Source organism: Pigmentiphaga soli (assembly GCF_039541095.1).
GTDB lineage: Bacteria > Pseudomonadota > Gammaproteobacteria > Burkholderiales > Burkholderiaceae_B > Pigmentiphaga > Pigmentiphaga soli.
The window spans coordinates 17,779-34,851 of the sequence record NZ_BAABFO010000024.1 but is presented as its reverse complement, the minus strand read 5'-3'; the positions used below and the strand labels follow the sequence as shown (position 1 = coordinate 34,851).

General features: G+C 70.3%; 16 protein-coding genes. 9 read left to right on the top strand and 7 right to left on the bottom strand.

Features of this window, described 5'->3' with window-relative positions:
• Positions 1 to 236: 236 nt before the first annotated feature.
• Both tsaE and ABD927_RS19775 read left to right on the top strand, forming a co-directional pair.
• Positions 237 to 719, top strand: a complete 483-nt coding sequence (gene tsaE, locus ABD927_RS19780; RefSeq protein ID WP_345251577.1) for a tRNA (adenosine(37)-N6)-threonylcarbamoyltransferase complex ATPase subunit type 1 TsaE — start codon at positions 237 to 239, stop codon at positions 717 to 719.
• On the top strand, positions 683 to 2,128 hold the full coding sequence (locus ABD927_RS19775; protein ID WP_345251576.1) for an N-acetylmuramoyl-L-alanine amidase: 1,446 nt from the start codon (positions 683 to 685) through the stop codon (positions 2,126 to 2,128). Before tsaE ends, ABD927_RS19775 begins: the two co-directional genes overlap by 37 nt.
• A 19-nt stretch (positions 2,129 to 2,147) precedes the next feature.
• On the opposite strand, the gene ABD927_RS19770 is transcribed toward ABD927_RS19775, so the two are convergent.
• A complete protein-coding gene (locus tag ABD927_RS19770) occupies positions 2,148 to 2,804 on the bottom strand; it encodes a VTT domain-containing protein (RefSeq protein WP_345251575.1) in 657 nt (218 codons plus the stop codon).
• A 105-nt stretch (positions 2,805 to 2,909) separates the two neighbouring features.
• Here ABD927_RS19770 and mutL point away from each other — a divergent pair, with 105 nt between their 5' ends.
• The 3 genes from mutL (at position 2,910) to hisC (ending at position 7,177) form a co-directional block, all read left to right on the top strand.
• Positions 2,910 to 4,892, top strand: a complete 1,983-nt coding sequence (gene mutL / locus ABD927_RS19765) for a DNA mismatch repair endonuclease MutL (protein ID WP_345251574.1) — start codon at positions 2,910 to 2,912, stop codon at positions 4,890 to 4,892.
• A 135-nt stretch (positions 4,893 to 5,027) separates the two neighbouring features.
• Complete coding sequence (miaA, locus tag ABD927_RS19760; protein ID WP_345251573.1) at positions 5,028 to 6,044, top strand: tRNA (adenosine(37)-N6)-dimethylallyltransferase MiaA; 1,017 nt, start codon at positions 5,028 to 5,030, stop codon at positions 6,042 to 6,044.
• Between the two features lie 74 nt (positions 6,045 to 6,118).
• Positions 6,119 to 7,177 carry a histidinol-phosphate transaminase gene (hisC, locus tag ABD927_RS19755; protein WP_345251572.1) on the top strand — a complete coding sequence of 353 codons (1,059 nt, stop codon included), beginning with the start codon at positions 6,119 to 6,121 and terminating at the stop codon, positions 7,175 to 7,177.
• A gap of 34 nt (positions 7,178 to 7,211) precedes the next feature.
• On the opposite strand, the gene purM is transcribed toward hisC, so the two are convergent.
• Positions 7,212 to 8,261 (bottom strand): phosphoribosylformylglycinamidine cyclo-ligase, encoded by a 1,050-nt coding sequence (gene purM / locus ABD927_RS19750; protein WP_345251571.1) that lies wholly within the window; start codon positions 8,259 to 8,261, stop codon positions 7,212 to 7,214.
• Between the two features lie 188 nt (positions 8,262 to 8,449).
• Here purM and hda point away from each other — a divergent pair, with 188 nt between their 5' ends.
• The 4 genes from hda to folK all read left to right on the top strand — a co-directional run bounded on the left by hda (position 8,450) and on the right by folK (position 11,811).
• Entirely contained in the window at positions 8,450 to 9,178 is a 729-nt protein-coding gene (gene hda / locus ABD927_RS19745; protein ID WP_345251570.1) for a DnaA regulatory inactivator Hda, read from the top strand.
• Positions 9,175 to 9,864 carry an HAD family hydrolase gene (locus ABD927_RS19740; protein ID WP_345251569.1) on the top strand — a complete coding sequence of 230 codons (690 nt, stop codon included), beginning with the start codon at positions 9,175 to 9,177 and terminating at the stop codon, positions 9,862 to 9,864. The genes hda and ABD927_RS19740 overlap by 4 nt, the downstream gene beginning before the upstream one ends.
• Positions 9,861 to 11,252 carry a polynucleotide adenylyltransferase PcnB gene (gene pcnB, locus ABD927_RS19735; RefSeq protein WP_345251568.1) on the top strand — a complete coding sequence of 464 codons (1,392 nt, stop codon included), beginning with the start codon at positions 9,861 to 9,863 and terminating at the stop codon, positions 11,250 to 11,252. The genes ABD927_RS19740 and pcnB overlap by 4 nt, the downstream gene beginning before the upstream one ends.
• Positions 11,253 to 11,331: 79 nt before the next feature.
• Positions 11,332 to 11,811 carry a 2-amino-4-hydroxy-6-hydroxymethyldihydropteridine diphosphokinase gene (gene folK / locus ABD927_RS19730; RefSeq protein WP_345251567.1) on the top strand — a complete coding sequence of 160 codons (480 nt, stop codon included), beginning with the start codon at positions 11,332 to 11,334 and terminating at the stop codon, positions 11,809 to 11,811.
• An 8-nt stretch (positions 11,812 to 11,819) separates the two neighbouring features.
• On the opposite strand, the gene ABD927_RS19725 is transcribed toward folK, so the two are convergent.
• From ABD927_RS19725 to ABD927_RS19705, 5 genes are all read right to left on the bottom strand, one after another.
• Positions 11,820 to 12,344, bottom strand: coding sequence for a DNA-deoxyinosine glycosylase (locus ABD927_RS19725; RefSeq protein ID WP_345251566.1), 525 nt, complete (start codon positions 12,342 to 12,344; stop codon positions 11,820 to 11,822).
• A gap of 6 nt (positions 12,345 to 12,350) precedes the next feature.
• A complete protein-coding gene (locus tag ABD927_RS19720; RefSeq protein WP_345251623.1) occupies positions 12,351 to 13,124 on the bottom strand; it encodes a class I SAM-dependent methyltransferase in 774 nt (257 codons plus the stop codon).
• Between the two features lie 52 nt (positions 13,125 to 13,176).
• Positions 13,177 to 15,078 (bottom strand): molecular chaperone HtpG, encoded by a 1,902-nt coding sequence (gene htpG, locus ABD927_RS19715; protein WP_345251565.1) that lies wholly within the window; start codon positions 15,076 to 15,078, stop codon positions 13,177 to 13,179.
• Between the two features lie 215 nt (positions 15,079 to 15,293).
• A complete protein-coding gene (locus ABD927_RS19710) occupies positions 15,294 to 15,863 on the bottom strand; it encodes an HNH endonuclease (protein WP_425570314.1) in 570 nt (189 codons plus the stop codon).
• A gap of 103 nt (positions 15,864 to 15,966) precedes the next feature.
• On the bottom strand, positions 15,967 to 17,073 hold the full coding sequence (locus tag ABD927_RS19705) for an MBL fold metallo-hydrolase (protein ID WP_345251564.1): 1,107 nt from the start codon (positions 17,071 to 17,073) through the stop codon (positions 15,967 to 15,969).

The window sequence follows — 17,073 nt, the reverse complement described above, 5'->3', positions numbered from 1 at the left end:
TTCCTTGATGGGCGGGACGCTGCGCGCCGGAAAAAACGCGCCGCCGGCCGCAAGTGCCGGCGGATCCCGCCTGTTCGGCTTCGGATATAGTTTCTTCTGCTACACAGTCTTACTCAGGCTTGTGGGGTCTCGCCAAAGAGTACGTCACGCCCTTCCCCAGGCCATGCTGGTTTTCCCTCACCCATCCCCGCCTCTCCTGGCATAGACGGCCTTTTTCACGCGCTCCGCCCGCTGCCATGTCCCCTTTCCCCACCTATGACCTGCGCCTTCCCGACGAGTCCGCCACCGAGACGCTCGCCCGCCGGCTGGCCCCCTTGCTGCGCAACGGCGGCCGCATCCACCTGCACGGCGAGCTCGGCGCCGGCAAAACCACCTTCGCCCGCGCACTGTTGCGGGCGCTCGGCGTTACAGGTCGAATCAAAAGTCCCACCTTCACGCTGGTTGAACCTTACAAAGTTTCGAACTTATACTGCTATCACTTTGATTTTTATCGATTTAACGACCCGCGCGAGTGGCTCGACGCCGGATTCCGCGATGCCCTGCGCGACGACGCCGTCGTGCTGATCGAATGGGCGGAGCGCGCAGGCGGCGCCTTGCCGGATCCCGACCTCGACATTGCGCTCTCCCACGAGGGTGAAGGACGCGGCGCGCGCCTATCGGCGGGCACCGCCAGGGGGCATACATGGCTGAACGCAATATTTCCGGGCCCGACGAACTAGGGCAGGACGACGAACCTCCGCTGCGCCCTTCGGGCGGGCCCACTTACGCCGACGCGCAGGCGATCGTGGCGCGCGGCGCCTCGCGCCGGCGCCTGGTGGCCGGCCTGGCCGCGACGCTGTTCGTGCCGCTGTGGCCCACCGCCGCGCGGGCCGCGTCGCTGCTGGCGGTGCGGATGTGGCCGGCGCCGGACTACACCCGCGTCACGCTCGAGCTGGACCGCGAACTCAAGACCGACATGTTCATGCTGACGGATCCGCACCGGCTGGTGCTGGACATCGAAGGCATGGACATGAATTCGACGCTGCGCGAACTGGTGTCCAAGGTGCGGCCCGACGATCCCTACGTGGCCGCCCTGCGCGTGGCGCAAAACCGCCCCAACGTGGTGCGGCTGGTGCTCGACCTCAAGCAGGAGACGGCGCCGCAGCTGTTCACGCTCAAGCCGGTGGGCGAATACCGGCACCGGCTGGTGCTCGACCTCTATCCCAAGGTCGCGCCTGACCCGCTGCTGGCGCTGGCCGACAAGGGTGGCAATGCCGGGCAGGACGACCCGATGGCGCAGGTGCTGCAAGGCATCGATCGCGTCCCCCCCGGGGAAGCCGGCATGCAGATCCCGGGCACCGGCCCGGCGCCCAACGGCGCGCCGGCGCCCAGCCCCGGCCCCGAGGCCGCCGCGCCGGCGCCCGGCCAGCCGGCGCTGTCGCGCATGATCACCGTCGCGCTCGATCCTGGCCACGGCGGCGAAGACCCGGGCGCCACCGGCCGCGCAGGCACCCACGAGAAAGACGTGGTGCTGCGCATCGCGCGCGCGCTCAAGGCCAAGATCGACAAGCAGCCCAATATGCGGGCCATGCTCACGCGCGACGGCGATTATTTCGTGCCGCTGCACGTGCGCGTGCAGAAGGCGCGGCAGGTGCAGGCCGACCTGTTCGTGTCGGTCCACGCCGATGCCTGGGTGCGGCCGGACGCGCGCGGATCGTCGGTGTTCGCGCTGTCGGAACACGGCGCCAGCAGCACCGCCGCGCGCTGGCTGGCCGCCAAGGAAAACGCGTCCGACCTGATCGGCGGCATCAACATCGGCAGCCAGGACAAGCAGATCGCCCGCGTGCTGCTCGACCTGTCGACCACCGCCCAGATCAACGACTCGCTCAAGCTGGGCCGCGCGGTGCTCGACGAATTGTCGAACGTCAACCGGCTGCACAAGGGGCGGGTCGAACAGGCCGGCTTCGCGGTGCTGAAGGCGCCCGACATCCCGTCGATCCTGATCGAGACGGCGTTCATCAGCAATCCGGAAGAGGAAAAGCGGCTGAAGGACGCGTCCTACCAGGACAGCATGGCCACCGCCATCATGCAGGGGATAGGCCGGTATTTCGCCCGCAACCCGCCTCTCGCGAAGAACCGGCTGACCTGAACCGCGGCGGCGCCGTCCATCAGGACGGCGCCGAGCCGCCCTTCGTGCGCAGCTGGCGCAGGCCTTTCCACAGCACGCCCAGCGCCACCGGCACGATGGCGGCGGCCAGGCCGATCAGGACGATGGTGTTCAGGTGCTCGCGCACCAACGGCAGGTTGCCGAAGAAGTAGCCGGCCAGCACCAGCAATACCACCCAGAGCACCGCGCCCACCACGTTGAACAGCTGGAACCGGGCGAATCCCATGTAGGCCACGCCGGCCACGAAGGGCGCGAAGGTCCGCACGATGGGCAGGAAGCGCGCCATCACCAGCGTCTTGCCGCCGTGCCGCTCGTAGAAGGCATGCGTCTTGAGCAGGGCCTGGCGGTCGAGGAAGCGGATGTTGTGCGAGAACACTTTCGGCCCGATGTAGCGGCCCACCATGTAATTCACGGTATTGCCCAGCACCGCGGCCACGGCCAGCAGCGCGATCAGCAGGCCGGCGTCCAGCGCGCCCGAGGCCGCGAATGCGCCGGCGATGAACAGCAGCGAATCGCCGGGCAGGAAAGGCAGCACCACCAGGCCGGTTTCGGCGAACACGATCAGGAACAGGACCAGATAGATCCAGGCGCCGTACTGGGCGACCCAGACGCCCAGCGTCTGGTCGATGTGCAGCAGCATGGTCAGCAATTCGGGCATTGGAGCTTCCTGGAAGGAACGAAGTACGCCGGGCAAGCGTGCACTATAGCCGACCCGTATGACGGACCGGACGGCCTGCGCGCATGCCGCGACCTATAATTCGGTATGACCGAACGCCGCCCCATCGCCCCCCTGCCCGACCTGCTGGTCAGCCAGATCGCCGCCGGCGAAGTCATCGAGCGCCCGGCCTCCGTGCTGAAGGAATTGATGGAAAACGCCATCGACGCCGGCGCGCGGGCGATCGAGGTGCGGCTGGAGGGCGGCGGCATCCGGCGCATCGCGGTCATCGACGACGGCCATGGCATTCCGGCCGGCGAACTGCCGCTGGCCGTGGCGCGCCATGCCACCAGCAAGGTCCGCTCGCTGCAAGAGCTGGAATCGGTGGCCTCGATGGGGTTTCGCGGCGAGGCGCTGGCCTCGATCGCCTCGGTGGCCCGGCTCACGCTCACGTCGCGCACGGCCGATGCCGAGCACGCGTGGCAGTGGCATGACGGCGAGGTCGGCCCGGCCGCCGGGCAGCCCGGCACCACGGTCGACGTGAGGCAGCTGTTCGACTCGGTGCCGGCGCGCCGCAAATTCCTGAAATCCGAGAACACCGAATTCGCGCATTGCGTCGAGGCCTTCGAACGCATCGCGCTGGCCCATCCGCAGCTGGCGTTCCGGCTGTTCCACCACGACCGCGCCCACCAGCAGCGCCCGCCTGCCGGCGCGCTGCGCCGCGTGTACGACATCCTGGGCAGCGAGTTCGCCGAGGGCGGGCTGCCGATCGAGGCCGATGCCGGCGCGGTCCGGCTGCGCGGCGTGGTGTCGCGGCCCACGGCATCGCGCGCGCGGGCCGACAGGCAATACCTGTACGTCAACGGCCGCTACGTGCGCGACCGCACGGTCAGCCACGCCTTGCGCACGGCCTATGCCGACGTGCTGCATGGCGACCGGCAGCCGGCCTTCGTGCTGTTCCTCGACATCGATCCGGCCGCGGTGGACGTCAACGTGCATCCGGCCAAGCATGAAGTGCGCTTCCGCGACAGCGGCGCCGTCCACCGTTTCGTCGCGCAGGCGGTGGGGCGGGTGCTGGCCCATGCGGCCGGCGCGTCCCCGCCGGCCGCAACGCCATCGGCCACGTCGCCGATACCGGCAGAGCCGGCGTCCACCCCGCCCCACTCCGGCTCGGCCGAACCGGCGCCGCCGGCGCCGCCGCGCACGCAGCTGCCGTTCCGGCTGCACGATGCCGCGCCCGGCTATCGTGCCGGCCCGGCCTACCGGCCGGCGCTGGGCGAGCGGCTGCTGGCCCTGAACGAGCCGCTGCCGGGGCCGGCCTCGATTCCGCCTGACGGTTCAAATCAGGTCGTGGCCGATTCCGGTGGCCCGCAAACCGCCGCGCTCGCCGGCGAAGCGGCCCATCCGTTCGCGTCCGGCCGTGCCGGCGGTTTCGACGCTGCCGACGGCGCGGCCGGGCTTGCCGCGCGGCTGGCCCAATCTGCCGCCCGGCCGCTGCCGGCCGGCGAACACCCGCTCGGGATGGCCATCGCGCAGCTGCATGGGGTGTACGTGCTGGCGCAGAACGCGCTCGGGCTGGTGGTGGTGGACATGCACGCGGCGCACGAACGGATCGTCTACGAAGGGCTGAAGGCCGCGCTCGACGAGCAGGGCGTGCCGCGCCAGAACCTGTTGGTGCCGGTGGTGTTCCGCGCGTCGGCGGCCGATGTCGCGCTGGTCGAGGAGCAGGCCGGCGCGCTTGGTTCGCTCGGCTTCGAGCTGCGGCCGGCCGGGCCGGCGTCGATCGCCGTGCGCGCGGTGCCCGCCGCGCTGGCCCATACCGATATCGAGCACCTGGCGCGCGAGGTGCTGCGCGATTTCGCCGAGGTGGGCGCATCGCGGCTGCTGACCGAGCAGCGCAACGAGCTGCTCGCGACGATGGCCTGCCACGGCGCGGTGCGCGCCAACCGGCGGCTGACGCTGGACGAGATGAATGCGCTGCTGCGCCAGATGGAAGCAACCGAGCGTGCCGACCAATGCAATCACGGCCGGCCGACCTGGATCCAGCTCACGGTAGCGGACCTCGACCGCCTGTTCCTGCGTGGAAGGTGATGCCTGCCTTGCAGCCTGCGGCCGCTTCCCCAGGCGCGGCACTGGCGGACCGGCGAAGCCGGATCCGCTGTGCCCTGGGTCGGCGGCATCGGAGACGTGCGGGGAAGGGCGTGCGAGGCACGGTGAACGACTGAGATGAAATCAATTTCTTCGCGCTTCGAACCGCCGGTGTTGTGCCTGACGGGCCCGACCGCGGCGGGCAAGAGCGCTGCGGCGCTCGCGATCGCGGCGCGTTGGCCGATCGAGATCGTCAACGTGGATTCGGCCACCATCTATCGGGGCATGGACATTGGTACGGCCAAGCCGGATGCGGCCGAGCGCGCCGCGGTGCCGCAGCATCTGCTCGACATCAAGGATCCGTCGGAGAGCTTTTCGGCCGGCCAGTTCCGCGCCGCCGCGCTGGCGCTGATCGCCGGCATCCGTGCGCGCGGCCGCACGCCGCTGCTGGCGGGGGGCACGATGATGTACTTCAAGGCGCTGCGCGACGGCCTGGATACGCTGCCGCCGGCCGACCCGCGGCTGCGCGCGGAGCTCGACGCGCAGGCCGCGCGGCTGGGCTGGCCCGCGCTGCATGCGCGCCTGGCTGAAGTCGATCCGCCCACCGCGGCGCGGCTGTCGCCCAACGACAGCCAGCGCATCCAGCGCGCGCTCGAAATCCATGCCCTGACCGGCCGCCCGATGTCGGCGCTGCTGACCCGCGATGCGGCCCGCCCGGACGACACGCCGGATCCTGGCGATCCGCACGACGCCCGCGGCCCGGGAGGCCGGTCGCCACGTTATGTGGACATCAGCCTGGAACCGTCCGACCGCGCGGCGCTGCACGCGCGGATCGGGCGGCGCTTCGACGCCATGCTCGACGCCGGCCTGCTGGAGGAAGTGCGCCGGCTGTACGAACGCGGCGACCTGCATCCGGGGCTGCCGTCGATCCGCTGCGTCGGCTATCGCCAGGCCTGGGCGCATCTGGCGGGCGAAACTTCGCATGCCGCGATGCGCGAACAGGCGATCGCCGCCACCCGCCAGCTGGCCAAGCGCCAACTCACCTGGCTGCGCGCGCTGCCGGCGCGCCGCGTCGTGGATTGCCTGGCCGGCGACGCCGCGGCCCGCGTGGTCGATCTGGCCGCGGCCGTGCTGGAGCCGGCGGGCCGCTCGTAGCGGCCGTCCGCCGCTTCCGCTCTGCTATGCTCTTCGCTGCGCGGCATGCCGCCGCGCGCCACACGCGAAGATTCATGGACAGGTACTGGAGCAGCGTCGCTCGCCAACTGACGCCCTACGTTCCCGGCGAACAGCCCAAGATCGAAGGGCTGATCAAGCTGAACACCAACGAGAACCCTTATCCGCCCTCGCCGCTGGCGCTGGAGGCGATCCGGCATGCGGCGGCGGCGTCGCTGCGCCTGTACCCGGATCCCGACGCCACCGCGTTCAAAGAGGCGGTCTCGCGCTTCCACGGCGTGCCGGTCAGCCACGTGTTCGCCGGCAACAGTTCCGACGAAGTGCTGGCCCATACCTTCGCCGCGCTGCTCAAGCACGACCTGCCGCTGCTGTTCCCCGACGTCACCTACAGCTTCTATCCGGTGTACTGCGGCCTGTACGGCATCGACTACCGCACCGTGCCGGTCGACGCCGGCCTGAACATCCGCATCGCCGACTACGCGCAGCCCAACGGCGCGATCGTCTTCCCCAACCCCAACGCGCCCACCGGCCAGCCCCTGCCGCTGTCCGACATCGAATCGCTGCTGGCCGCGCACCCCGGCTCGGTGATCGTGATCGACGAAGCCTACGTCGACTTCGGCGGCGAGTCGGCCGTGCCGCTGGTGGCCCGCCACCCCAACCTGCTGGTGGTGCAGACGCTGTCGAAGTCGCGCTCGCTGGCCGGGCTGCGGGTGGGCTTCGCGATCGGCCAGCCGCACCTGATCGAGGCGCTGGAGCGGGTCAAGAGCAGCTTCAATTCCTACCCGCTCGACCGCCTGGCCATCGCCGGCGCCGCGGCGGCGATGGACGACCGCGCCTACTTCGACCAGACGCGGCAGGCCGTCATCGCCACGCGCGAGCGCCTGGTCGTGCAGCTCAAGGCCCTGGGCATGGAAGTGCTGCCGTCGGCGGCCAACTTCGTGTTCGCGCGGCATCCGGCCCATGCCGGCCCGGCGCTGCATGCGGCGCTGCGCGAACGCAAGGTGCTGGTTCGCCATTTCTCGAACGCGCGCATCATCGACTGGCTGCGCATCAGCGTCGGCACCGACGAGGAATGCGCGCTGCTGGTGGCGGCGCTGGCCGAGATCGTCGGCTAGCGGCGGGCGCCGGCCCGCTGGCCGGCGACCTTCCTCAGGCCACCACGGTCTGCGGCTGCCCCGGCCGCTGCTCGACGATCTCGCCGATGCGCCACACGGTTTCGCCCTGCTCGCGCAGCGTGGCCGCCACCGCGTCGGCGTCGGCTGCGGCCACCACGGCCACCATGCCGATGCCGCAGTTGAACACCCGGTGCATTTCGGTTTCGTCCACGCCGCCTTCGCGCTGCAGCCAGTCGAACAGCGCGGGGCGGGTCCAGGCGTCGCGCCGCAGGCTGGCCGCCAGGCCGGGCTTGAGGATGCGCGGCACGTTGTCGAGCAGGCCGCCGCCGGTGATGTGGGCCAGCCCCTTGATGTCGTGCCGGGCCAGCGCCGCCAGCACCTGCTTCACATAGATGCGGGTGGGGGCCATGACCACGTCGCGCAGCGGCTGGCCGTGGAAATCCTGCTCGGGCCGGGCGCCCGCGCGTTCGAGGATCTTGCGCACCAGCGAATAGCCGTTCGAATGCGCGCCGCTGGAGGCCAGGCCCAGCACCGCGTCGCCCGGCTGGATGCGGCTGCCGTCGATGATCTTGGACTTTTCCACCGCGCCCACCGCGAAGCCGGCCAGGTCGTATTCGCCGTCGGGGTACATGCCCGGCATTTCGGCGGTTTCGCCGCCGATCAGCGCGCAGCCGGCCAGTTCGCAGCCGCGCGCCACGCCACCCACCACCGCGGCCGCGGTGTCGACCGACAGGCGGCCGCAGGCGAAATAATCCAGGAAGAACAGCGACTCGGCGCCCTGCACCAGGATGTCGTTGACGCTCATCGCGACCAGGTCGATGCCGACGGTGTCGTGCTTGTCCCAGGCGAAGGCCAGGCGCAGCTTGGTGCCGACGCCGTCGGTGCCCGACACCAGCACCGGCTCGCGGTATTTCTTGGGCACTTCGAACAGGGCGCCGAACCCGCCGATGCCGGCCAGGACGCCGTCGCGCAGGGTGCGGCGGGCGAGCGGCTTGATGCGCTCGACCAGGGCATCGCCGGCATCGATGTCGACGCCGGCGTCGCGATAGGTGAGTGGGGAAGCGCTGGGAGGGTTCGAGGACATGGAATCAACCGAAATGTGGGGCCGCCGGAGTGGCTCCGGAACGTGAAAAGGGCCGAACCGGGGGATTTTGCCCGGAAAACCCGTCGCGACGCGCGCGAAAGCTATAATTTTACGATGACCGATACACGAGCGCGGCGCCCGCGGGCGCCGGACCGGAACTCGACCCGCCCTGGCCTGTCGCCCGTCCGATGAAGCAGTTGCTACTCGACGTGCTGGCCGAACCGGCGCCGTCGCTGGAAAACTACGTTGCCGGCCTCAACGCCGAAGCCGTCGCCGCGCTGCGCGGCCTGGCGGCGGGCCGCGCCGTCTACCTGTGGGGCCCGGAGGGCTGCGGCCGCACGCACCTGCTCCGGGCCTGGGCCGAAGGGCAGCCAGGCGCCGTCTACCTGGACGCCAATGCGCCGATCGACGTGTTCCAGGCCCTGGCCGAAGACGATGCCTCGGCGGCCGACGTCGCCCGCGTCGCGGTCGACGACCTGCACCGCCTGGACGACGCCCGGCGCGCGGCGGTGTTCACCCTGTACAACCGCTGGCGCGAGGCGGGCGCCGGCAGCCGCGCGATCGCGCTGGCGGCCGCCGGCGACCGCGCGCCGGCCGCGATGCCGCTGCGCGAAGACCTGCGCACCCGGCTCGGCTGGGATCTGGTGTTCCGGCTCGGCGTGCTGTCCGACGCCGACAAGGAAGCGGCGCTGCAGCGCCAGGCCGCGGCCCGCGGCCTGCAGCTGCCGCCCGAGATGGTGCGCTGGATCCTGACCCATTACGAACGCGACATGCGGCGCCTGACCGCGCTGCTGGCCGCGCTGGACCACTACTCGCTGCAGACGCGGCGCCCCGTCACCCTGCCGACGCTGCGCGCGATGCTGGCCGAACACACGAATACCCCGTTGCCCGATACCTCTCACTCTTGCGCGCCATGACCGCCCTGCCCGCTCCCGCCCGTCTGGCGCTGTTCGACCTGGACCATACCCTGCTTCCGCTCGACAGCGATTACCATTGGGCCGCCTTCCTCGCCCGCAACGGCCGCGTCGGCGATCCCGAAGCGGCGCGCGCCCGCAACGAAGAACTGATGCAGCGCTACGACGCCGGCCTGCTGACTGCGGTGGAATCGGCCGAGTTCATGCTGGGCCTGCTGGCCCGCAATACGCCGTTCGACCTCGCGCTGTGGCACGAGGAATTCATGGCCGAGGTGATCCGCCCGGCCATCCGGCCCGAGGCGATCGATCTTGCGCGCCGCCACCTGGAAGCGGGCGACCTGTGCGCGGTGGTGACCTCCACCAACGCCTTCGTCACCGCCCCCATCGCCCGCGCCTTCGGCATCCCCACGCTGCTGGCCACCGATCCCGAATACGTCAACGGCCGCCACACCGGCCGCATCTCGGGCACGCCCTGCTTCCGCGAGGGCAAGGTGGTGCGCGTGCGCGAATGGCTGGACGGCCTGGGCCTGCCGCTGGCAGGCTTTGCACGATCCTTTTTCTACAGCGACTCGATGAACGACGTGCCGCTGCTCGAGGCCGTGACCGATCCGGTCGCCGTCAACCCGTCGGCGGCCCTGCGCGAACTGGCGCGCCAGCGCAACTGGCCCATCCTGGACTTGTTCGCATGATCAAGAAACTCATCAGCAAGCTGTTCACGCCGCGGGCGCCGCGCCCGATCCTCAGCGTCAAGCGGCACGCGCCGCTGCGCGTGCCGCAGTCCCAGCACGGCATCGACCGCAAGCTGGTGTCGCGCCACGCGATCAAGGTGTGCGACGTGCTGCACGAGCACGGCTACCAGGCCTACATCGTGGGCGGCGCGGTGCGCGACCTGATCGCCGGCGCCCAGCCCAAAGACTTCGACGTCGCCACCGACGCCACGCCCGAGCAGGTGCAGCCGCTGTTCCGCCGCGCGCGCATCATCGGCCGCCGCTTTCGCCTGGTACACGTGGTGTTCGGCCAGGAGATCATCGAGACCTCCACCTTCCGCGCGCCAGGCAACGGCGAGCAGACCACCGACGAGCACGGCCGCATCCTGCGCGACAACGTGTTCGGCACGCTGGAGGAAGACGCCGCGCGCCGCGACTTCACGCTGAACGCGCTGTACTACGACCCCGCCACCGAGATCGTGATCGACTACCACGGCGGCGTGGCCGACCTGAAGAACAAAGTGGTCAACATGATCGGCGACCCGGCCCGCCGCTATCGCGAAGACCCGGTGCGCATGCTGCGCGCCATGCGCTTCGCCTCCAAGCTGGGCTGCGACATCGCCCCCGCCACGCTGGCGCCGATCCACGAACTGGCGCCGCTGATCGAGAACGTGCCGGCGTCACGCCTGTTCGACGAAATGCTCAAGATGCTGACCTGCGGCCATGCCATGGCCTGCCTGCGCCAGCTGCGCGCGCAGGGCCTGCACAAGGGGCTGCTGCCGCTGCTCGACGTGATCCTGGAGCAGCCGGGCGGCGAACGCTTCGTCGAACTGGCGCTGGAACGTACCGACCAGCGCGTGCAGGCCGGCAAGTCGGTCAGCCCGAGCTTCCTGTTCGCCGCGCTGCTGTGGCAGCTGGTGTACCGCCGCTGGCAGCAGTACCAGGCCGACGGCGAGCTGCCGATGCCGGCGCTGGGCCTGGCGGTGGATTCGGTGCTGGATGCGCAGACCGAAAAGCTGGCCATCCAGCGGCGCTTCGTGTCCGACATGCGCGAGATCTGGTTCATGCAGCCGCGCTTCGACCGCCGCGCCGGCAAGGCGGCCTGGCGCATGATCGAACAGCCGCGCTTCCGCGCCGCGTGCGACTTCCTGCAGCTGCGCGCGGCGGCTGGCGAGGTCGATGCGGCGCTGGCGCAATGGTGGATGGACCTGGCCGACGCCGACGACGGCACCCGCGCCAGGATGCTGGAAGAAGCCGCGCGCCAGCCGCGCAGCGGCGACGCCCCGGCCCGCAAGCGGCGCCGGCGCCCGGCCAAGCCGCGGCCCGACGGCCAGGGCGGCCAGGAAGGCGGCGCGCCGGCGGCGGGGTGAGCGCGCCCGCCCGGCCGCCCGAAGGGGGCACGCCCTCCCACGGAAAGGATGCCGGGCAGCGGGGCGGGAGGAGTCCTCGATGAAAGATTTCCATACGGCGTGGATCGGACTGGGCGCCAACCTCGGCGAGCCGGCGCAGACGCTGCGCCGGGCGCTCGACGAACTGGGCGCGCATCCCGCGGTGGAAGACTGCCGCGTCTCGGGCTTCTACCGCACCCGGCCGGTCGATGCCGGCGGCCCCGACTACGTCAACGCCGCGGCACGCCTGTCCACCCGGCTGGCGCCGCTCGAACTGCTGGATCTGCTGCAGGACATCGAAAACCGCCACGGCCGCAGCCGGCCCTACCGCAACGCGCCGCGCACGCTCGATCTCGACCTGCTGCGCTACGACGGCCTGCGCTGCGACGGACCGCGGCTGACGCTGCCGCATCCCCGCATGCACCAGCGCGCCTTCGTGCTGCGCCCGCTGCTCGACCTGGACCCGGACATGACGCTGGCGCAGGGACGTGTCGACGCGCTGCTGCGCGCCTGCGGCGACCAGGGCATCGAACCGCTATAGCGGCTGCCTCAGAACTCGAACAGCGGCCGCCACCGGGCTAGTTTCTGCTCGAAGGAATACATCGCCGCCGCCGGCGACGACGATGGCAGCCGGTACACCGCGTAGCCGTGGTCGGCCAGGTGCCGACCCAGTTTCCACGACAAGCCGCCGTTGAAGCCGATGCGCTCCAGCGCCGGCGCGTGCTCGCGCAGATAGCGGGCCAGCGGATTGACGCTGGCCTCGGTAACCGCCGAGTCCAGGCTGCCCACCCGGCGGCACTCCGCCACCACGTCCCAGATGCCGACGCGGCGCCGCGCCACCTCGGCCACCCGCTGCGCATAAGGCAACGAGGCCAGGTCGCAGCCCAGGCAGGCACCGAGCAGGCGCCAGAACTGGTTGCGCGGATGGGCGTAGTACTGCCCCTGGGCCAGCGAAGCCACGCCCGGGAAACTGCCCAGCAGCAGGATGCGGGCGTTGCCGGGCAGCACCGGCGGGAAGCCGCTCAGGCGGGGATCGGCGGGCAGCCCGGGGCAGGCGGGAGTAGTCTTGGCCATGCGGTCTTAGCGGCGCATCGCCGGCATCAGCGACCGCGCCCATTTGCGGGCCGGCAGCAAATACTGCTGCTCCACCGTCTCGGCGCGCGCCAGCACGGCCGCGGCGTCGACCTGCAGCGGCGGCCCGGCGAACGCCAGCGCCACGCGGTTGCCTTCGTCGATCTCGGGCAGCAGCGCCACCCGGCCGTCGAAGGCTTCGTTCAGGTGGGCGATGTTGGGTTCGAAACTGTCGTGCGAGCCGAACAGGTTGACGGCGACCACGCCGGCCTGCGCACGGCCGCCGACGACCTGCCGGCAGCCGCGGTAGAACTCGACCGAGTCGCGCACCGGGCCGCGGGCCTCGGCGTCGTACAGGTCGACCATCAGCACCGGACAGCTGCCGCGCTGCGCGATGTCGGCCACCCAGTCGCCGGCGTCGGCATGGACCACCTCGAACCGTTCGTCGTCTTCCGGCACCCGGAACAGCATGCGGCAGGCGGCCGTCACGCGCGGATTCCACTCCACCGCGCGCACCGGGCTGCCGGTATGGGCCAGGCAGAAACGCACCAGCGAACCCGCGCCCAGGCCCAGCACGCCGATGGCCGACGGCGCCTCGGGAGGATCGAGAAACAGCAGCCAGGCCATCATCTGGCGCGTGTATTCCAGCACCAGCCGGTCGGGCTTGCGCAGCGACATCGCGCCCTGGATCCAGGGCGTGCCGAAATGCAGGTAGCGGATGCCCTGTTGCTCGGAAAACGTGGGTTCGTCGAGGGGGCCGGGAGCGGTGCGCCGTAGCGGCATGCGGCGCAGGCTCACCGGTGTGCCTTCCCTGGAGCGGCCGGGCGCGCGGCGGTCAAGGCTGGCCCAGCAGCAGCCGGTTCACGCGCTGCACGAAGGCGGCCGGATCGTCCAGCGGCGCGCCTTCGGCCAGCTGCGCCTGTTCCAGCAGCAGGCTGGCCCAGGCATCGAACTCGGCCTCGGGCGCGGCGTTGACGCGGGCGATCAGCGCATGGCCGGGGTTGATCTCGAGAATGGGCCGGGAGGCGGGCGCCTCCTGGCCGGCCGCGCGCAGCAGGCGCTGCAGGTGCTGGCTCATGTCCTGCTCGTCGACCACCACGCACGATGGCGAATCCACCAGCCGGAAGCTGACGCGGACATCGTGCACGCGCTCGCCCAGCGCCGTCTTCAGGCGCTCGACCAGGGGCTTGAATTCCTCGGTCACGTCGTTCTGGCGCTTTTTCTCGTCTTCGTCGGCCAGCGCGCCCAGGTCCAGCCCGCCCTTGGCGATCGACACCAGCGGCTTGCCGTCGAATTCGGTCACGAAGGACAGCATCCACTCGTCCACGCGGTCGGTCAGCAGCAGCACTTCGATGCCCTTCTTGCGGAAGATCTCCAGATGCGGGCTGCTGTTGGCAGCGGCGAAGGTCTCGGCGGTCACGTAGTAGATCTTGTCCTGGCCGTCCTTCATGCGGGACACGTAATCGGCCAGCGATACCGTCTGCTCGTTGCCCGCATGGGTGGAGGCAAAGCGCAGCAGGCGCACGATGCGCTCGATGTTGGCGGCGTCCTCGCCCACGCCTTCCTTCAGCACCTGGCCGAAGGCGGCCCAGAAGGTGGCGTAGTCTTCCTTGCGGTTCTCGGCCAGGTCTTCCAGCAGGCCCAGCACGCGCTTGGCGCTGCCTTCGCGGATCGCGCGCACGTCGCGGCTTTCCTGCAGGATCTCGCGCGAGACGTTCAGCGGCAGGTCGGCCGAGTCGATCACGCCGCGCACGAAGCGCAGGTAGCCGGGCAGCAGCTGTTCGGCGTCGTCCATGATGAACACGCGCCGCACGTACAGGCTCACGCCGTTCTTCTTGTTGCGGTCCCACATGTCGAACGGCGCGCGGCGCGGCACGTACAGCAGCTGCGTGTATTCGGTGCGGCCTTCGACCCGGTTGTGGGTCCAGGCCAGCGGGCCTTCGAAGTCGTGCGCCACGTGCTTGTAGAACTCGGCGTACTGCTCGTCGGTGATGTCGGACTTGCTGCGCGTCCACAGCGCGCTGGCCTGGTTGACGGTTTCTTCCTCGTCCTTGAGCACCGATTCGGATTTCTCGGCGTCCCATTCCTCTTTCTGCATGCGGATGGGCAGCGAGATGTGGTCGGAATAGCGGCGCAGGATCTCGCGCAGCCGCCACGACGACAGGAAGCCGTCCTCGCCCTCGCGCAGCGTCAGCACCACGTCGGTGCCGCGGCCTTCCTTGACGGCCGGGGCGATGGTGAACTCGCCGTCGCCGGTGGATTCCCAGCGGATCGCCTGGTCGGCCGGCAGGCCGGCGCGGCGGCTCAGCACCGTGACCCTGGCGGCGACGATGAAGGAGGAATAGAAGCCGACGCCGAACTGGCCGATCAGTTGCGCGTCTTTCTGCTTGTCGCCGGTGAGCCGGCTGAAGAATTCGCGGGTGCCCGAGCGCGCGATGGTGCCGAGGTTGGCCACCGCCTCGTCGCGGCTCATGCCGATGCCGTTGTCGGAGATGGTGATGGTGCGCGCCGCCTTGTCGAACAGGACGCGGATGCCCAGATCGGCGCCGCCTTCCAGCAGCTCGGGGTGGTCGATCGCCTCGAAGCGCAGTTTGTCGCAGGCGTCGGAGGCGTTGGAGATCAGCTCGCGCAGGAAGATTTCCTTGTTGCTGTACAGCGAGTGGATCATCAAGTGCAACAGCTGCTTGACTTCGGTCTGGAAACCCAGAGTCTCGGTGGTGTTGTCGGTCTGGCTCATGGTGTCGGACGAAGGAATAGGCGCAAACGCATAGGATATCGTGACAGGAGCCCCAATTTTCAAGCAGCCCATCCAGGACGCCGCGGATCCGGCTCCGCCGGTCCGCCGACGTCGCCCCTTGAGGGGAGCGGCCGCAGGCCGCCAGGGGTGGGCCTTTCTTCCGGTCCGCCAGCGTCGCCCCCGTCGGGGGCGCGCGAAGCGCGTAGGGGGGCCCTCTACGCAGCCAGCAGCAACCGGCTGGTGACGGGAACGCCGGCCATCAGGAACTCCATCTGGTCGGCCAGGATCCGGCGGTTGCGCAGGATCATGCCCTCCCAGCGGTTGGGCCGGTACGGCAGGTACAGCAGCGGCATGCCGGCCTGCTCGGGCGTGCGGTTGGCCTTGCGCTGGTTGCACGAACGGCAGGCGGTGACGATGTTTTCCCAGGTGTTGGCGCCGCCGCGCGACTCGGGCGTGACGTGCTCGATGGTGAGGTCGTGCTCGGCGAAGTGGCCGCCGCAGTAGCCGCAGATGTATTTGTCGCGCGCGAACAGCCGTTCGCGGCTGACGCTGATGGACGCGCTGCGGTCGCCGCGGAACTCGCGGCCGCGCACGGCGATGATGCTGGCCGTGCTGACGGTGGAAACCAGGCCGGTGAGATGGTTGGTGCCGCCGCGGTACGTGACGATGGTTTCGCCCAGTTCCCATGCCACCCGGTCTGCCACGTGCAGGCTGATGGCTTTGTCGATATCCACCCAACGGACCGGCGTGCCGGCGACATCGAGCGCGAGAACCAGGTGAGCCACGATCATCTCCCGAAAGTGTTGCGAAACGGGGGACCAGGCGCCTTGCGGCCGCCCGGCCACTGTATCCATATACAGCACATCGGTGACCGAAGCAAGACAGGCGTCAGTCCCCTGGCGCGCGCACCAGCCAATGGCCGTCGCGCCAGACGCGCGATTCGCCGTGTTTCATGACGAAGAAATCGTCTTCCGACAGGCCGGCGGCGTGACGCGCGGCAGCGAGGTCGCGCGGCGGCTGGTCGAGCGCCTCGTCGGTCAGCGCGAAAGTGCCCCAGTGGATGGCCACCGCCGCGCGGGCGCGCACGTCGCTGCGCGCCTGCACGGCTTCGGCGGGGTTGACGTGCTGGGGCGCCATGAACCAGCGCGGCTCGTAGGCGCCGATCGGCAGCGCCGCCAGGTCGAAGGGGCCGGCCCGTTCGCCGATGTCGCGCAGGTCTTGCGAGTAGCCGAAGTCGCCGCCGAACAGGAAGCGCAGCGCCGGCTCGCGCACCTGCACCGACCACGCGCCCCACAGCGATTCGTTGCGGTCGAACGGCGTGCGCGCGCTCCAGTGCTGCACCGGCAGCAGCGTGAAGGTAACCGGCCCCACCACCGTCTGCCCCCACCAGTCCAGCGGCCGCAGTTCGGTGGCGGCCGGCACGTTGATGCGGAACCAGACGTCGACGCCGAGCGGCACCATGAACACCGGCGGGCCGCCCTTCTGCGCCGCCAGCGCGCGCACGGAAGCCAGGTCGAGGTGGTCGTAGTGGCTGTGCGAGATCACCACGGCGTCGATGTGCGGCAGGTCGGCCAGGGCCAGGCCGGGCGGCTGGTAGCGCTTCGGCCCCAGGAACGACAGCGGCGAGGCCCGCTCCGAGAACATCGGATCGGTCAGCAGGTTGAAGCGTCCGGCCTGCAGCAGCAGCGTCGAATGGCCGACCCAGGTGATGCGGACGTCGTTCGACGGCGCCTTGATCCACGGCACGTCGGCCGCCACCGGCGCCAGCGGATCGGTCGGCGGCGGCGGCAGGCCGTCGCGGCGGCGCTCGATCTGCCAGCGCCAGAAATCCGCCGAACCCGGCGTGGCATGCGGGTAATTGTTGCGGAAGCCGTCGGGCCGGTGATGCGCCAGGTTCGGGTCGTAGTAGGGATTGACCCGCGTGCAGCCGGCCAGCAGCGCGGCCGCCGCCAGCAGCGCCGACCATGGCGTCGACCGCGGACGGCGGCGCGCCAT

What these genes read in the sequence shown, in the direction of transcription:
- tsaE (WP_345251577.1), top strand. Translation starts at nt 237, where the DNA reads ATGTCCCCTTTCCCCACCTATGACCTGCGCCTTCCCGACGAGTCCGCC.
- ABD927_RS19775 (WP_345251576.1), top strand. Translation starts at nt 683, where the DNA reads ATGGCTGAACGCAATATTTCCGGGCCCGACGAACTAGGGCAGGACGAC.
- ABD927_RS19770 (WP_345251575.1), bottom strand. Translation starts at nt 2,804, where the DNA reads ATGCCCGAATTGCTGACCATGCTGCTGCACATCGACCAGACGCTGGGC.
- mutL (WP_345251574.1), top strand. Translation starts at nt 2,910, where the DNA reads ATGACCGAACGCCGCCCCATCGCCCCCCTGCCCGACCTGCTGGTCAGC.
- miaA (WP_345251573.1), top strand. Translation starts at nt 5,028, where the DNA reads ATGAAATCAATTTCTTCGCGCTTCGAACCGCCGGTGTTGTGCCTGACG.
- hisC (WP_345251572.1), top strand. Translation starts at nt 6,119, where the DNA reads ATGGACAGGTACTGGAGCAGCGTCGCTCGCCAACTGACGCCCTACGTT.
- purM (WP_345251571.1), bottom strand. Translation starts at nt 8,261, where the DNA reads ATGTCCTCGAACCCTCCCAGCGCTTCCCCACTCACCTATCGCGACGCC.
- hda (WP_345251570.1), top strand. Translation starts at nt 8,450, where the DNA reads ATGAAGCAGTTGCTACTCGACGTGCTGGCCGAACCGGCGCCGTCGCTG.
- ABD927_RS19740 (WP_345251569.1), top strand. Translation starts at nt 9,175, where the DNA reads ATGACCGCCCTGCCCGCTCCCGCCCGTCTGGCGCTGTTCGACCTGGAC.
- pcnB (WP_345251568.1), top strand. Translation starts at nt 9,861, where the DNA reads ATGATCAAGAAACTCATCAGCAAGCTGTTCACGCCGCGGGCGCCGCGC.
- folK (WP_345251567.1), top strand. Translation starts at nt 11,332, where the DNA reads ATGAAAGATTTCCATACGGCGTGGATCGGACTGGGCGCCAACCTCGGC.
- ABD927_RS19725 (WP_345251566.1), bottom strand. Translation starts at nt 12,344, where the DNA reads ATGGCCAAGACTACTCCCGCCTGCCCCGGGCTGCCCGCCGATCCCCGC.
- ABD927_RS19720 (WP_345251623.1), bottom strand. Translation starts at nt 13,124, where the DNA reads ATGCCGCTACGGCGCACCGCTCCCGGCCCCCTCGACGAACCCACGTTT.
- htpG (WP_345251565.1), bottom strand. Translation starts at nt 15,078, where the DNA reads ATGAGCCAGACCGACAACACCACCGAGACTCTGGGTTTCCAGACCGAA.
- ABD927_RS19705 (WP_345251564.1), bottom strand. Translation starts at nt 17,073, where the DNA reads ATGGCGCGCCGCCGTCCGCGGTCGACGCCATGGTCGGCGCTGCTGGCG.